General features: G+C 56.7%; 14 protein-coding genes and 2 tRNA genes. 7 read left to right on the forward strand and 9 right to left on the reverse strand.

Features of this window, described 5'->3' with window-relative positions; genetic code table 11:
- The first annotated feature begins 39 nt into the window (after positions 1 to 39).
- The 4 genes from WM95_RS09140 (at position 40) to WM95_RS09155 (ending at position 3,160) form a co-directional block, all read left to right on the forward strand.
- Positions 40 to 1,668, forward strand: coding sequence for an ABC transporter substrate-binding protein (locus tag WM95_RS09140; RefSeq protein ID WP_047742286.1), 1,629 nt, complete (start codon positions 40 to 42; stop codon positions 1,666 to 1,668).
- A gap of 130 nt (positions 1,669 to 1,798) precedes the next feature.
- Positions 1,799 to 1,886 (forward strand) — tRNA-Ser (locus WM95_RS09145).
- 290 nt (positions 1,887 to 2,176) lie between these two features.
- Positions 2,177 to 2,434 carry a YjhX family toxin gene (locus tag WM95_RS09150; RefSeq protein ID WP_021240841.1) on the forward strand — a complete coding sequence of 86 codons (258 nt, stop codon included), beginning with the start codon at positions 2,177 to 2,179 and terminating at the stop codon, positions 2,432 to 2,434.
- A gap of 9 nt (positions 2,435 to 2,443) precedes the next feature.
- Positions 2,444 to 3,160 (forward strand): SAM-dependent methyltransferase, encoded by a 717-nt coding sequence (locus tag WM95_RS09155; RefSeq protein WP_063408007.1) that lies wholly within the window; start codon positions 2,444 to 2,446, stop codon positions 3,158 to 3,160.
- Positions 3,161 to 3,195: 35 nt separating this feature from the next.
- Here WM95_RS09155 and WM95_RS09160 read toward each other — a convergent pair whose 3' ends face one another.
- From WM95_RS09160 to WM95_RS09180, 5 genes are all read right to left on the reverse strand, one after another.
- Positions 3,196 to 4,032, reverse strand: coding sequence for an alpha/beta fold hydrolase (locus WM95_RS09160; protein WP_023311045.1), 837 nt, complete (start codon positions 4,030 to 4,032; stop codon positions 3,196 to 3,198).
- Between the two features lie 251 nt (positions 4,033 to 4,283).
- A complete protein-coding gene (locus tag WM95_RS09165; RefSeq protein WP_021240839.1) occupies positions 4,284 to 4,502 on the reverse strand; it encodes an acyl carrier protein in 219 nt (72 codons plus the stop codon).
- A gap of 17 nt (positions 4,503 to 4,519) precedes the next feature.
- Positions 4,520 to 5,953: an AMP-binding protein gene (locus WM95_RS09170; RefSeq protein WP_063408006.1), complete on the reverse strand. Its 1,434-nt coding sequence runs from the start codon at positions 5,951 to 5,953 to the stop codon at positions 4,520 to 4,522.
- On the reverse strand, positions 5,950 to 7,068 hold the full coding sequence (locus WM95_RS09175; RefSeq protein ID WP_059445847.1) for an MBOAT family O-acyltransferase: 1,119 nt from the start codon (positions 7,066 to 7,068) through the stop codon (positions 5,950 to 5,952). Before WM95_RS09175 ends, WM95_RS09170 begins: the two co-directional genes overlap by 4 nt.
- A gap of 128 nt (positions 7,069 to 7,196) precedes the next feature.
- Positions 7,197 to 8,333, reverse strand: coding sequence for a D-alanyl-lipoteichoic acid biosynthesis protein DltD (locus WM95_RS09180; RefSeq protein WP_032668156.1), 1,137 nt, complete (start codon positions 8,331 to 8,333; stop codon positions 7,197 to 7,199).
- A gap of 277 nt (positions 8,334 to 8,610) precedes the next feature.
- On the opposite strand from WM95_RS09180, the gene WM95_RS09185 reads away from it, so the two are divergent.
- A tRNA-Ser gene (locus tag WM95_RS09185) sits at positions 8,611 to 8,698 on the forward strand.
- Between the two features lie 43 nt (positions 8,699 to 8,741).
- On the opposite strand, the gene WM95_RS09190 is transcribed toward WM95_RS09185, so the two are convergent.
- Genes WM95_RS09190 through hpxO form a run of 3 tightly spaced genes read right to left on the reverse strand, consistent with a single transcriptional unit; the run spans position 8,742 to position 11,895 of the window.
- Entirely contained in the window at positions 8,742 to 9,677 is a 936-nt protein-coding gene (locus tag WM95_RS09190) for a PDR/VanB family oxidoreductase (RefSeq protein ID WP_063408005.1), read from the reverse strand.
- 11 nt (positions 9,678 to 9,688) lie between these two features.
- The gene (gene hpxD, locus WM95_RS09195) at positions 9,689 to 10,723 is read right to left on the reverse strand and encodes a molybdenum cofactor-independent xanthine hydroxylase subunit HpxD (protein ID WP_045401711.1); all 1,035 of its coding nucleotides are present in this window, start codon (positions 10,721 to 10,723) and stop codon (positions 9,689 to 9,691) included.
- A 17-nt stretch (positions 10,724 to 10,740) separates the two neighbouring features.
- Complete coding sequence (hpxO, locus tag WM95_RS09200) at positions 10,741 to 11,895, reverse strand: FAD-dependent urate hydroxylase HpxO (RefSeq protein WP_023311051.1); 1,155 nt, start codon at positions 11,893 to 11,895, stop codon at positions 10,741 to 10,743.
- Positions 11,896 to 12,134: 239 nt separating this feature from the next.
- Here hpxO and uraD point away from each other — a divergent pair, with 239 nt between their 5' ends.
- Both uraD and uraH read left to right on the forward strand, forming a co-directional pair.
- Positions 12,135 to 12,635, forward strand: coding sequence for a 2-oxo-4-hydroxy-4-carboxy-5-ureidoimidazoline decarboxylase (uraD, locus tag WM95_RS09205; protein WP_063408004.1), 501 nt, complete (start codon positions 12,135 to 12,137; stop codon positions 12,633 to 12,635).
- Positions 12,632 to 12,955, forward strand: coding sequence for a hydroxyisourate hydrolase (gene uraH, locus WM95_RS09210; RefSeq protein ID WP_059445850.1), 324 nt, complete (start codon positions 12,632 to 12,634; stop codon positions 12,953 to 12,955). The genes uraD and uraH overlap by 4 nt, the downstream gene beginning before the upstream one ends.
- Here the strand turns inward: uraH and guaD are convergent.
- Entirely contained in the window at positions 12,935 to 14,254 is a 1,320-nt protein-coding gene (gene guaD / locus WM95_RS09215; RefSeq protein WP_063408003.1) for a guanine deaminase, read from the reverse strand. The two genes, uraH and guaD, sit on opposite strands and share 21 nt — an antisense overlap.
- Between the last annotated feature and the right edge of the window lie 71 nt (positions 14,255 to 14,325).

Consider the following 14,325-nt stretch of genomic DNA (forward strand, 5'->3'; position numbering starts at 1 on the left):
TTTCCGGATCGTCATAAAACAGACTATAAGGCGAAGGAAATGAAACCACAAACACGCACTCACTTTACGCTCTCTTTGTTAACCGCAGGGATCCTGTGCGCCAGCACGGCAGCCTGGGCGGCTAACGTGCCGGCAGGAACCGCGCTGGCCGACAAACAGGAACTGGTCAGGAATAATGGCAGTGAACCGGCTTCGCTCGACCCGCATAAAGTCGAAAGCGATGTCGAATTCAATATTATCAGTGATTTATTCGAAGGACTGGTCAGCGTCTCCCCCACAGGCGAAGTCCAACCCCGACTGGCGGAAAAATGGGAGAACAAGGACAACACCGTCTGGACGTTCCATTTGCGTCCGGGCATCACCTGGAGCGACGGCACGGCGATTACCGCTGAGGATGTGGTCTGGAGCTGGCAGCGCCTGATCGATCCGAAAACGGCTTCGCCGTATGCCAGCTATCCGGGCAACATGCATATCGTCAACGCGGCCGATATTGCTCAAGGAAAAAAAGCGCCCGATACGCTGGGCGTAAAAGCGATTAACGACACCACGCTGGAAGTGACGCTCACGCAGCCAAACGCGGCCTTCCTCGCGATGCTGGCGCACCCGTCGCTGGTGCCGGTGGATAAAGTGCTGATTGGCCGATTCGGCGATAAGTGGACCAAACCGGAGCATTTCGTCAGCAGCGGGGCGTATAAGCTGTCGCAGTGGGTGGTCAACGAACGCATCGTGGCGGAGCGCAACCCGCGCTACTGGGATAACGCGCATACCGTGATTAACAAGGTCACCTACCTGCCCATTACCTCCGAGGCCTCGGACGTGAACCGCTATAAGGCGGGCGAAATTGATATCGTGTATACGGTGCCGATTAACCAGTTTGCCCAGCTCAAGAAAACCCTGGGCAGCGAGCTGGACGTCTCTCCGCAACTGGCGACCTATTACTACGAATTCAATACCACCCGGCCGCCGTTCAACGACGCGCGCGTGCGCAAGGCGCTCAACATGGCGCTGGATAAAGACATCATTGCCGGGAAAGTATTAGGGCAGGGGCAGCGTCCGGCGTGGCTCATCAGCCAGCCGGATATCGGCGGCGTTAAGCTGCAGAACCCGGATTACGCCAGCTGGCCGCTGGACAAGCGCATCGCCGAGGCGAAAAAGCTGCTGAACGAGGCCGGATATAACGCCAGCCATCCTCTGAGCTTCAACCTGCTCTATAACACCTCTGAATCGCACCAGCGTATCGCGATTGCCGCCAGCTCCATGTGGAAGAAAAACCTTGGCGTGGAGGCAAAGCTGCAAAACCAGGAGTGGAAAACCATGCTGGACACCATGCACACTCACAACTTTGACGCGGTGCGGTACGCGTGGATTGCCGATTATGACGATGCGGCGACCTTCCTGAACAACTTCCGCACCGGCGACAGTGAAAACACCAGCCAGTACAGCAATCCGGACTACGATCGGGCGCTGATCGATGCTGCGAAAGCCAAATCAGCGGAAGAGCGGGGTAAGTACTACCAGCAGGCGGAAGATCTGCTGGGGCGTGATGTACCCGCCATTCCGGTTTATCACTACGTTCGTACGCACCTGGTAAAACCGTGGGTAGGCGGATTTACGCCGGATAAGCTGGGGTACTATTTCACGAAAGACATGTACATCAAAAAACACTAGGTCTGTGCTGATAAAATCGTCGATGTGTCGTCAGTTCAACCGATTAAACACGTTTTGACTATTTTTACAGCGAACGAGTGCAGCCACTCTTTACAGCTCGCGGTGAGGTGTTTATAGTTCGCCTCACTTAGGAAGTGTGGCCGAGCGGTTGAAGGCACCGGTCTTGAAAACCGGCGACCCGAAAGGGTTCCAGAGTTCGAATCTCTGCGCTTCCGCCAGATATAAACCCCAGGTTACTCGTTAACCTGGGGTTTTTCTTTTGGATTTGCCGATCCGCCTCACACTTTTAAGTCCCTGCCATTTCCCTGTAAAAAACAGGCGTTATCATTCACCCTGTAAATATATTGCTATCTCTTACCGAGGCTTTGATGCTGGAGAATGTTTTCATCAGATAATCAGTTTCCCGCCCTTTTCAGGACGGACTGGTTATCGCTGCGCTTAAACCTTACGCGCGCACCTGCGGGTGTGGGCTCGTTTTTACGCATGATGATTACACAGGTTTTCCAGTATGAATTTATCCCGTCAGGAACAACGTACCTTACACGTTCTCGCCAAAGGTGGACGAATTGTCCACGTCCGCGACAGCTCTGGCCGCGTCACTTCCGTTGAGTGCTACACCCGTGAAGGGCTGGTGCTGAGCGACTGCACGCTTAGCGTCTTTAAAAAACTCCGCACCAAAAAGCTGATCCGATCCGTGAACGGGCAGCCATACCGCATCAACACCACCGGGCTGAACAACGTTCGCGCCCAGCTGGATAATCGCTAAGGAGCAGTGATGAATACACCTTACACAGATAGCTATGACCGCGCTTTTTTGCTCGACACCATGATGGGCCCAAACGCCATGCGGCTAACCGACGAGCTGGTCGCTCAACTGCCGATCGATCCAGGAATGCGCATTCTCGATCTCGGCTGTGGGAAAGGGATCTCTTCTATCCTGCTCGCCGAAAAATATGACGCCACGGTTTTTGCCGCCGATCTGTGGATTACGCCGGACGAAAATGCAGCACGTTTCAGCGAACGGGGTCTGGACGGAAAAATCTTTCCGCTGCGGGTTGATGCCACGAAAGCAATCCCGTTCGCGCATGACTACTTTGATCTGATCGTCAGCGTGGACGCATATCAATACTTCGGCAACAATGACGTCATGCTGGGTACTCTGCTACCTTTCCTGAAACCCGGCGGTCATATTGCCGTTGCCGTTCCCGGGTTTATCGGAGAGTACAGCGAAACGCATCTCCCGGATGTGGTTAAACCTTTCTGGACCCCAGAGTGGTATTTCTATCCGCTCTCCTGGTGGAAAGCACTGTGGGAAAAAGAGCCCGGTGCGGCGCTGACCACCGTACGGGAGATGGATACCTGCCAGCAGGCGTGGGATGAGTTTATGCAATGCGAGATCGCTCAGGAGATGATGGTGCCCATTATGGACGCGGGGGCCGGGGCGTATTTCAACATGATCCAGCTGGTGGCGCAGAAACGCCAGGGGGAATAAACAACGCCACCCAAGGGTGGCGTTAAACGTGGCCTTTATGAGCGGATAAAGGCCAAAATATCTGCGTTAATGGTATCCGCATGGGTGGTATGCATCCCGTGCGGGAAGCCCGGGTAAATTTTCAGTACGCTGTTCGCCAGCAGCTTGTCCTGCAGCAGGGCAGCATTCTTATACGGCACGACCTGATCGTCGTCGCCCTGCATCACCAGAACGGGAACCGTGATGGTCTTTAAATCTTCCGTCTGGTCGGTCTCTGAAAACGCCTTAATTCCCTCGTAGTGGGCCTTGGCGCTGCCGATCATTCCCTGACGCCACCAGTTCTGGATCGTCCCCTGTGAAACGTCCGCGCCATCCCGATTAAAGCCGTAGAACGGACCGCTGGCGACGTCGAGGTAAAACTGGGCGCGGTTAGCCGCCAGCGCTTTGCGGAAGCCGTCGAAAACCTCGATGGGCGTCCCGCCGGGGTTACCGTCCGTTTTGACCATCAGCGGCGGCACGGCGCTGACGAGCACCGCTTTGGCGACGCGCCCCTGCGGTTGCCCATACTGCGCAACATAGCGGGCGACCTGTCCGCCGCCGGTGGAGTGACCGACGTGCACGGCATTGCGCAGATCCAGGCTTTCAACCACGGCTGACGCGTCGGCCGCATAATGATCCATATCGTGGCCTTCACTCACCTGGTCCGAACGCCCGTGACCGCGACGATCGATAGCGATAACGCGATAGCCTTCCGCGAGGAAGAAGAGCATCTGGTTATCCCAGTCATCGGCACTTAGCGGCCAGCCGTGGTGGAAAACAATAGGCTGAGCCTCTTTTGGGCCCCAGTCTTTGTAGTAAATATTGACGCCATCTTTCGTTGTTACGAATGCCATACCGCAGACTCCTCTGTTAAAGGCAAAACGTTCCCCGGCTGAGCGCACAGCGAATCATTAATGCCTTAATTAAGTTGGCTTTTTTCTGTTTCCCGTACCGACAGTACTCCTAAAGTGTAGGAGAAATAATAAAAGCAGTCGGTTTCATTCCTGTGAAAGGGAGCAGGACAGCGTTCAGGGGGAGAGGGAAAGAATGAAGGCTCTGGAGAGATCCTCCTGAGCCTTCAGGGCTGCATTAACAGCAGGGGCGTTTAGCGGTTTTCTTCAATATAGCGGGCCAGGTCCGCCGGGGTTTTTAGCACCGTCGCCACGTCAGTTGGCGGGATCGTGCAGCCGTAAACGTCCTGCACTTCCAGCACCATATCGACCGCCAGGATGGAGTCGAGAATGTCGGATTCAATCAGTTCATCGTGAAAGCCCACCTTACGGGATAACACTTTTTCGAACAGGGCGAGAATTTCTTGTTCCATAATTTTTCCTGGAGTCATTAATTTGTGCGGGCGTAAGCGTCCAGCAGCTTGCGGTCAATTTTGCCGTTAGGATTCAGCGGCAAAGCGTCTTGTACGATAATTTGTGAAGGCACCATATAGTGCGGTACCACCTTCGACAGCGATGTTTTGATAGTGTCCGGCGCCATATCCGTCACGCAGAACGCGGCAATGCGCAGCACGCTGCCGCAGGATTTCATCAGCGGCAGGACCACCGCTTCGTTGATGCCGGACATGGCCAGCAGGCGGTTCTCGATCTCGTTGATTTCGATACGGTAACCGTTCAGTTTGACCTGGCTGTCGTTGCGGCCCTGGCAGTAAATAAGCCCCGCTTCATAGCCCAGATCGCCGGTCCGGTAGCCGCGAAACGCTTCATCTTCCCGACGGAGTAATTTCGCCGCGTTCTCCTGCGGCAGGCCGAGATAGCCGCGCATGACGTTTTTACCCCAGATAATCAGCTCGCCGTCGGCGGAAATTTCCATTTTGCTCTCAGGCATCATGACGCCCACCGGCAGCACGGCGCTGTCGCTGTTCAGGATCGCATCCGTGATTTCAACCACGGTCGTCGCGATGGTCGCTTCCGTAGGGCCATAGGAGTTAATGATTTTGGCCTGCGGGAAACGGCGGCGGAGCTGTTTAACCAGCGCCTTATTTAACACTTCACCAATGAAGATAAAGACGCTCAGCGCTGGCAAATACTCGCTGTTGAACTGCGGGGAAAGCAGCTGCTGGTATGCAAAAGAGGGGGTCGAAACCCAGGCGGAGACCGCGCTGCTTTTCAGTCGTTCCAGCCAGTTCTCTTTCTGAATGTCCTCTTTGGCGTTCAGCACGATGTGCCCGCCCATCGCCAGATTGGCCAGCAAAGGGATCAGGGAGAGGTCAAAGCTGAATACCGCGTGGTTCATCAGGACCGGTTTTTCCGGCAGCGAAAAGTCCTGGCTGACCCATTTCATGAAGTGCCATACGCTTTCACGCCCAATCTGCACGCCTTTAGGTTTACCTGTGCTGCCTGAAGTAAACATGATGTAGGCCAGATCCTGCTCCTCCAGTACCTTGCCCGATTCCCCGGTGGCGATGAACTGCCGGGTCGCCACGTCGTAATAGTAAGGGGCGCTGGCCAGATGGCAGATCTCCCGAAGGCGCTCCTGCGGATAGATGCAGTCCACCGGGATGTACGGAATGTTGTGCAGCAGGCAGCTATAAATCGCCACCGCGAATTCGGCCTGCTGATGACCATATAACACTACCGGTGTGCCCGCGGTGGGCTGGCAGCGCTGATAGCGCTGCGCCCAGTCCGTCACGGCAGCGGAAAGCTGTAGCCAGCTTAAGGCTTCGTCGCTGCCGCTGATGGCCAGCTGCTGCGGGGAAGCGGGATCGCATAATGCCGCACGTAAGAAATCCTGCAGTTCCTGAAGGTCGGAGTGATTTTTCATAGAGGTGACATTCCACTAAAGATGTAAAGGGATCCCGCGGCGCTTCCCAGCGTCAGAATTCGCCCTAAAAACGCAACGGCCGGATTCTGCAAGCCGCGGTGCAATGCCGGGCTGCGTTTGGATGACCACAGCAGCATGTTGTGAGCGACGGAAATCGCGCCAAACAGCGCGCCGCTGATGACGTAATGGCGTTCCAGTCCATTCCATGCCCCCATGCAGAACAGGGTGCAAAAAATACCGATATTTTGCGCCAGCGTTTTGTTCTGACGGAAAAAGTTGAACTTCATCAGGTTCATATAAACGGGCATAAAGACCACATCGCGCAGCCATTCAGACAGGCTGATGTGGAAGCGGCGCCAGAAATCCTGCGGGTTCTTTGCCAGAATCGGCATATTGAAGTTTGCCGGGATGTTGAGCCCAAACAGGCGGCCTGCGCCGATGGCCATATTGCTGTAGCCCGCAAAATCAAAGTACAGGTAGGTGCTGTAGGCAATCGACATCACCACGCCCACGGTCAGCGTAAACGGCTTATGGCTCCATGGCTGCACGACAAGCGAATCAATCAGCATGGCAAACAGGAACTTCTGGACAATGCCGGTAATGATTTGCTCTAACGCGACTAAAAACTGTTCGCGGTTAAGGGCAAATACGGGCTTGCTGACGTCACTCATCCATGTGCGCCAGCGGTACATTGGACCGGCCAGGATAATAAAGGGCATAAACAGATAGCAGAAATAGTGCAGGAAATTCTGCCCTTCTTTTTTACTGCGATAGAGCAGCACGTCCACCGCGCGGAACGTCATAAAAGAGAGACCGATCATGCCCCAGTGGTTATTTAAGTGTAATTTCACCAGCAGCAACGGCAATAATGTCAGAACGATTGCCTGCCACGTTTTTAACCATCCCTTCTCTTTTAGCGTGGCAAAAACATAAAAGCTGAAAAAAACGGCGGCGGGGACAATATAATCACCCTGAAATATATATCCCCATCCCAGCGCCGTCAGCACCGATAGCGCAGATAACCAGGTCAGACGATGGCGTAATACGCGATTGACCAGCGCAAACGCCAGCGCGGATGAAAATAAATAAACAAAAAACATTCCTGAGCTGTACATCATTCGGCCTCAGAACTTTTGATATTCAAAATGCAGCTGCATACTCATGCTGTCATCGACAGAGGTCCACGCGACGATGGTAATCGCCAGCAGGAGATAAAGGAAAAAAAGACGGATCGCGATTTTCATTATTTAAAACTCTGTGCAATAAAGCGAATCATAGGAACCCAGGCCAGTTCGGAAGGGTGCAAACGATCCCAGTTCCAGCCATTTTGATAAGGCATGGCGTACATATCTAAATACGGGATCTGGTTCTTTTCCAGAATGGTTTTAATTTGCTTATCAACCGGACGGAAGGTATCGGTATTGTAAAGCGCCCAGGGGTTAACCGGGTCGACGATAGCAATCACCTGCACGTGACGTTCTTTCAACAGCTGGACGGTTTTACTGAACGCGGCGATTTGCGCAGGCACGACGGGCGTGTCATCCCACTGTTGCCGCGTACCGTCCTCCTCGTAAATCGTTTTATCCATCCACAGCGTGGCCGCGCTCTGCTGGCGTTTTTTATTTAACTCGCGCGCATTCGCCAGCTCTTTATCCCAGTCGGGAGCAATGTGGGCGGCTGTCTGCGGAGGCCACGGCTGTACCGCCTGGGGCGTGACGTTGAGCAGCGCCAGCCAGTCGTTTTTTATCAGGGTACAGACGTTGGCAAACTGGAAGCTCAGTTCGTCCCATATCAGATCGGGGTGCCAGCCAAAGACGCGCATTTGGCCAAAGGTTAAATGGCTTATTTCTTTACTATCAATATGCTTTAAATAATTAACCAGCAGCGGGCGCGCCTGCGGATCCTTCATCAGTGGATTAAAAATAGAGCCGGGGAAATTATCGGCATAAATAGCCGGTGGCAGCCCTTTTGAGTAAAAGCTGTCAGGAGCCAGAAGCAAAACAACTTTACTGTTTGCGTTAAGGCTATTTTTAAAACGTGAGAACAGTAAAAATTGCGTTTCATCATCGACGAACGCATCGCCATACGCCACGACGGGTTTGTGCAATTGCTTATTAAAGTAATTATATACGGCGTAATGTTCATCTTCTGAGGTGGCAACCTCAGAGGCGCCAATGAAGAAAATAGCATTCCCTTCTAAGGCATGGGAAATAGTCGCAATTTTTTCCGCTTGTTCTTTAGGCGTGCCCGCCATTGATTTAATCAGCGGCTGGAAGGTGAGGGGCGGATTGAAGCTCGTCACCAGCGGGTGAACACAAAGGAACAAAATGGCCAGGGTCGCCATCAGGATATGTAAGCAAAGCGTATTTTTGATTTTCATCATCAACCCGTAACACTGCATGGCAGTAATGTCTAAAATCTGCGGGAATTCAGATTTATAACAATTACACAACAAATGACCTTCTATTTTTGAGGCATTCTATACCAGAGCGATTTAAAAGGATGAACGTTGCTATGTTACGGTATGTACAAGGTCGAGGTGAGTGACGTGAGAGCAGCGTATGGGTGATTTTTGCGCAGTCAAACGCCGGCGGGTAAAAATAGAAAAATTCCTGCTTTACAAGGCGCTAATAGATGTTTATAGTGCGCCTCACTTTGGAAGCGTGGCCGAGCGGTTGAAGGCACCGGTCTTGAAAACCGGCGACCCGAAAGGGTTCTAGAGTTCGAATCTCTACGCTTCCGCCAAATTCGAAACCCTGCGATAGCGATATCGCAGGGTTTTTTCGTTTTACAGCCCAATCACCAGTTCCCCGGAATGGCTTCGAGAACAGCACAGAGCCACCTGCTGGTCCGTTGCGCTTTTTTCCGCCTCCGACTGCACGCTATCCCGGTGATCCGCCACGCCGTCAATCACCGGCGTCAGGCAGGCTCCGCAGATCCCCATTTCACAGGAAAGCGGCACCGCCACGCCATTTTCCTGCAGCACCTGAGCGATGGTCTTATTCGCGGGCACCGGCCAGCGCTCCCCGGTCGAGGCGATTTTGACCGTAAAGATCTCGCCTGCGTCACCGCGTGCGGCAGGGGCCGCGGGCTGAAACGCCTCGCTGTGAAGATGGCCATCATCCCATCCCCTGGCCGTCGCCACGTCTCGCACTTTTTCCATAAACCCTGCCGGACCGCAGATCCAGGCGTGAAGCCCCGACTCAGCCACCGGAAGATGTTCTGCCAGCGCCGTGCGCGGGCTGGCGGTATGAATCTGGCACTCACCGAACCGGGAGAGTTCGCGCGCAAACGCCGCGCTTTCGCGGCGTTTGACGTAATAGTGCAGCGTAAACGGCGTTCCGGCGGCCTTCAGCTGCAGGGCCATTGCATACAGCGGCGTAATGCCAATGCCTGCCGCCAGCAGCAACACCCGATCAGCCTGATGCAGCGAAAACAGATTGCGCGGAGCAGAAATCGCTAATTTCTGCCCGGGTCGCAGCGTCTCGTGAACGTAGCGCGATCCGCCTCGCGAGGCAGTTTCCCGCCCCACGCAGATAAGATAGCTCTCGTCCTCACATGCCCCGGTCAGGGAATACTGGCGCACCGCGCCGCAGGGCAGGTGCACATCAATGTGCGCGCCGGGCTGCCACGGCGGCAGCGCGTTACCGTCTTCAGCTACCAGCCTGACGGCGAGGCTTTTATCGCCCTCGCGCCAAAGCCCGTCAACAATTACGCTCAGCATATCGGCCTCCGTCATACGAGGAAAAATTCGCCAAAGCCCATCTTCTTCAGCCCCCGACGGTAGGCAATTGAGCTTTTATCGGCGGGAATATGGGCTTCCAGCGTCAGATCCAGCGGCAGGCTTTCCGGGCGCTGGGTTTCGACCATCAGGCGATCCTCTTCAAAAATCCGCAGGTTAAAGGCATGTACATCTTCCACCGGGATATGCAGGTCAAAGTTACGCGCGATCGGCGCGAACATGCGGGTTACACGTGACGAGACGGGCGATGCGGCGTTCATAATGACCAGTCTCGATTCTCCCGGAAAATGAATCGTCAGGGTGGCGGTAAACGGCAGATGCATTTCAAAATGGCGCAGCCACTGGAATCCTTCTGGCGCCTGCACGGGTGAACTGGCGGGATAGTTGCTCACGGAGCTCCAGTAATCGGCAACAAAACCGAACGGCGTCTCCTGCGGCTGATAGGTGGGAACCAGCTGATTACTGGGATCGGCAAAGGTATCGGTGTGGATCCAGGCAAAGTGTGCCACGTCCAGAAACCCCTCCACCTGACGTCCGGCAAAGCCGTTCACCTCAAACGCCGGGCAGTTGATCTGCTGAAATCCGTCGTCATCCCAGTGCGGCATGGTGGGCAGCGGTACAGGATTGTCCGGGTCAAACGCCAGGCAGGTCCAGATCAGGCCGAAGCGCTCTTCCACGGCGTAGTTTATCAGGTTCAGCTTCGCCGGAACGGGCTGGTCGGGGCTGGACGGAATACGGTTGCAGCGCCCGTCCTCCCCAAAGCGGAGGCCGTGGTAGGGGCAGATAATCCCATGCTCATCGTGAAAGCCGAGCGTCAGCGGCACGCCGCGGTGCGGGCAGACGTCACGGGCGACCACGACCTGGTCGTTAATCCGGTAAATCACCAGCTGTTCATCCAGCAGGGTCGCCTTAACCGGTGCCGGGCCAACGTCGCAGGCGCGCGCGACCGGATGCCAGCATTTCGCGAGGCGCAGCCAGTCCTCTGGCTCAAACGTGCAGTGGGCGGGTGGAGTCGGTTCTCTTTTCATCGTTGTCCCTCTTGCGTTCAGCCCAACGGGCCGCCCTGAATGGTCTCGCACAGACCGTTGATGATGCGCTCGCCGGTCTCCTCTTTGAGCTCCTGATACCAGGCCTGCGTCAACGCCATGTCTTTCCCGTGGGTGACGTCGCAGCGTTTACGCGCCTTCAGGACCAGGTCGCGCACCCGGTCGCAGCGCAGCGCCTCGTACTGCCGCAGCGCCAGCGTGATGTTGTGGTTTTCTCGCAGGCATTCTCCCAGCACCACGGCGTCTTCCATCGCCGCACAGCCGCCCTGGCCGATATCCGGCGTGGTGCTGTGTCCGGCATCGCCGAGCAGCGCGACGTTGCCGCGCACCAGGCTGTCGAACGGCTCAATGTCGTGGATTTCAATGCGGTTGGTCGTTTCAGGATCCAGCGCCGCGATAAGCTTCTGCACCGGCGGCGCCCATCCGCGGAAGTAGCCCGTAAGGTCGGCGCGCAGGGTGGTGCGATCCTCTGCCAGGCCCGCGGGCAGCGGCACGTCAAAAAAGAAGTAGAAGCGTCCGCCGGAGACGGGCATCAGCGACACGCGTTTGCCTTCGCCAACGAAGGTGGTCCACTGGTGCGCCGGGGCGATTTCTTCGTCAATCTTCACCAGCCCGTTCCAGTTCACGTACCCGGCGTAGCGGCGCTCCGGGGTATACCCCAGCACGTACGGGCGCACGGCGGAGTGGCTGCCGTCGGCGGCAATCAGAAAATCGCCGGCTGCCGTGGTGCCGTCGGTGAAGGTCACGTTCACGCCCGCGTCGTCTTCATGGACGCGTTCGACGCGCTTGCCGAACTGCACCTTATCGCGCCCCCAGAAGTCCAGCATTTCGCGCTGAAGCTCGGCGCGCGAGACGGGGCAGGGACGCCCGCCGGTACGCTCAACCAGCGGGGCAAGGCTGAAGCGGGTCAGGGTGTCGCCGCGCCGGTAATCCTTGTAGGCCATAAAACGCATCGGACCGCCGTACGTCTCGATGATGTCGCCCATGCCGAGGTGCTGCATGCATTTCACGCCGTTCGGCCAGATGGAGATGGCCGCCCCGACGGGCCTGATCTCTTTGACGGCTTCAAACACGGTACAGTCGATGCCCGCTTTCTTCAGCGCGACGGCGGCGCTCAGGCCGCCAATACCCGCACCAATGACGATTGCTCTCATGCTTCTCTCCTTTTGCAGGGTGTAAAGACATTCAGCAATTTGCGTACCAGGCTGCAGAGTGGCGAAAACGGCGTTGTGAGGGGGACGTTTGCACTGCTAAGGTGCGCAAACGCGGTGAACGTGCCTTTTTTTGAATCAAAAATTTCCAGTTGAGCTATACGGAATCGACTGTTTCACACCCGCGTTCAGAGTGGCGTGGTTTGTGCAATAACCAGGAGGAAGACAATAAAGGAGACACTATGATCGCACTGCACGACTTCAATCATCTTCCCCACGAAAAGGCGTTAGCGCTGATCCATCCCTGCGTGGCGCTCCCCGGCTGGGCCGATGCGCTGGCTCTGGGGCGGCCCTACGCCAGCCGGGACGAATTGTTCAGTACGGCAAACGCGCTGACGCAAAACTGGGATGAAGCGGCGCTGGCGCAGGCCCTGAGCGCCCATCCGCGCATCGGGGAAAAGCCCGCTGGTTCACAGGCGGAGGCGGCGCTGTCGCGCCAGGAGCAGGGCGAGGTGAACGATCGCGATGCTGACCTTGCCCGGGCGCTGCGTGAGGGAAATGCCCGCTACGAGGCCCGCTTCGGACGCGTCTTTCTGATCCGCGCGAAGGGCCGCAGCGGCGAGGAGATTTTACAGGCGCTGCACGCGCGGCTGGAGAACAGCGACGCGCAGGAAGTCCGTGCCGCGCTGGAACAGCTGCGGGAAATTACGCTGCTACGGCTGGAAGGAGTCATTAGCGAATGAGCACACTTAGCACCCATATTCTGGATATCTCAACGGGCAAACCCGCAGAGGGCGTGACGGTCCATCTCGAACGGGAGGGCGAAATCATGGCGACGGGCGTGACCAACGCTAATGGTCGCATCACCGAATTTGTCCCTTTCCTGCCCGCGGGCCGCTATCGGCTGGTGGCGGAGATCGGCGCGTGGTTTAGCGAAACCGGTCGCGGCACGATCTGGCCCTGCGCGCAAATTGATTTTGTGACGGGAGAAACGGCAGACGAACATTTCCACCTGCCGTTTGTGATTGCGCCCGGCGGGTGGTCAACCTACCGGGGCAGTTGACCACACCCGCTCGCCGTTGACCCAGGTCTCGCTGATGTTGCGCTCGTCGCCGAGGGTCATCAGCACAAAAAGCTGCTCGTAGATATCCTGGCAGCGGCGATTGCGCAGGCGCTGCAGCGGCGTCACGTCGGGGTCGATCACCACGAAATCCGCCTCTTTCCCGGGCGCGAAGTTGCCAATCTTATCTTCGAGCCTGAGAGCGTGCGCGCCGCCCAGCGTGGCGTGGTAAAACGCCTCGCTGGCGCGAAGGCGGTAGCTCTGGAGCTGGCCCACCTTGTAGGCCTCACCCAGGGTGCGCAGCATGCTGAAGGTGGTGCCCGCGCCGACGTCGGTGCCGATGCCCATCCGCACCCTGTGCTGCCAGCAGGCGGGCAGGCGAAACAGCCCGCTGCCGAGAAACAGGTTAGAGGTGGGGCAAAACGCCACCGCCGAGCCGGTGTCGTGCAGGCACTGCCACTCGCTGTGGTGCAGATGGATCGCGTGGGCAAACACGCTGCGCTCGCCGGTCAGGCCGTAGTGGTGATACACGTCCAGATAGCGCTCGTGCTCCGGCCAGAGATCGTTCACCCAGGCCACTTCGTTGGGGTTTTCGCTGAGATGGGTCTGCAGCCAGGTATCCGGAAACTCCTCTCTGAGCAGGCTGACCGCGGCGAGCAGCTCGGGGGATGAGGTCGGCGCAAAGCGCGGGGTAATGGCGTAGCCCAGCCGTCCCCGGTGGTGCCAGCGCTGGATCAGCGCCCGCGTCTGCCGGTAGCTCTGCTTCGCGTCTTCGCTCAGGTAGTCCGGCGTGTGTCTGTCCATCATCACCTTTCCGGCGATAAGGCGCATGTTCAGGCGCAGGGCTTCGGTAAACAGCGCCTCGACCGATTCCGGATGCAGCGTGCAAAACACCAGCGCGGTGGTGGTGCCGTTGCTCACCAGCTGCTGAATGAAAAATTCGGCGATCTCTTTCGCGTAGGCTTCATCGGAAAACTGGCTCTCCACCGGGAAGGTGTAGGTGGTCAGCCACTCCAGCAGCTGTTCGCCAAAGGCGCCGATCATCTCCGTTTGCGGATAATGGACGTGGGTGTCGACAAAACCGGGCAGCAGCAGCCTGCCGCGCAGGTCGGTGTAGCCCTTGTGGGGGTCAAGATACTGCTCACCCTCCTGCCACGGCATGTGCGCCAGAATTTTCCCGCTCTGTATAAACAGCAGCCCGTCCTCAAGGTAGCGCGCGTGTTGGGCAATCGCGTCTGCGCTGTCGCAGACCTGGGCAATATCAAAAAATGCGCCGCGGATCGCTGTCTGGTAATCCATCATGGTTCCTGCCTTAGTGTTTGCGTAGCGGGGGTGAGAAGGCGCAGCAAGAACGGTGCCAGAATGAACGGGCC

It is taken from the genome of Enterobacter cloacae complex sp. ECNIH7 (genome assembly GCF_002208095.1).
Classification (GTDB): Bacteria; Pseudomonadota; Gammaproteobacteria; order Enterobacterales; family Enterobacteriaceae; genus Enterobacter; species Enterobacter cloacae_M.

What these genes read in the sequence shown, in the direction of transcription:
- WM95_RS09175 (WP_059445847.1), bottom strand. Translation starts at nt 7,068, where the DNA reads ATGTACAGCTCAGGAATGTTTTTTGTTTATTTATTTTCATCCGCGCTG.
- uraD (WP_063408004.1), top strand. Translation starts at nt 12,135, where the DNA reads ATGATCGCACTGCACGACTTCAATCATCTTCCCCACGAAAAGGCGTTA.
- WM95_RS09170 (WP_063408006.1), bottom strand. Translation starts at nt 5,953, where the DNA reads ATGAAAAATCACTCCGACCTTCAGGAACTGCAGGATTTCTTACGTGCG.
- WM95_RS09150 (WP_021240841.1), top strand. Translation starts at nt 2,177, where the DNA reads ATGAATTTATCCCGTCAGGAACAACGTACCTTACACGTTCTCGCCAAA.
- WM95_RS09155 (WP_063408007.1), top strand. Translation starts at nt 2,444, where the DNA reads ATGAATACACCTTACACAGATAGCTATGACCGCGCTTTTTTGCTCGAC.
- hpxO (WP_023311051.1), bottom strand. Translation starts at nt 11,895, where the DNA reads ATGAGAGCAATCGTCATTGGTGCGGGTATTGGCGGCCTGAGCGCCGCC.
- guaD (WP_063408003.1), bottom strand. Translation starts at nt 14,254, where the DNA reads ATGATGGATTACCAGACAGCGATCCGCGGCGCATTTTTTGATATTGCC.
- WM95_RS09160 (WP_023311045.1), bottom strand. Translation starts at nt 4,032, where the DNA reads ATGGCATTCGTAACAACGAAAGATGGCGTCAATATTTACTACAAAGAC.
- uraH (WP_059445850.1), top strand. Translation starts at nt 12,632, where the DNA reads ATGAGCACACTTAGCACCCATATTCTGGATATCTCAACGGGCAAACCC.
- WM95_RS09165 (WP_021240839.1), bottom strand. Translation starts at nt 4,502, where the DNA reads ATGGAACAAGAAATTCTCGCCCTGTTCGAAAAAGTGTTATCCCGTAAG.
- hpxD (WP_045401711.1), bottom strand. Translation starts at nt 10,723, where the DNA reads ATGAAAAGAGAACCGACTCCACCCGCCCACTGCACGTTTGAGCCAGAG.
- WM95_RS09190 (WP_063408005.1), bottom strand. Translation starts at nt 9,677, where the DNA reads ATGCTGAGCGTAATTGTTGACGGGCTTTGGCGCGAGGGCGATAAAAGC.
- WM95_RS09180 (WP_032668156.1), bottom strand. Translation starts at nt 8,333, where the DNA reads ATGAAAATCAAAAATACGCTTTGCTTACATATCCTGATGGCGACCCTG.
- WM95_RS09140 (WP_047742286.1), top strand. Translation starts at nt 40, where the DNA reads ATGAAACCACAAACACGCACTCACTTTACGCTCTCTTTGTTAACCGCA.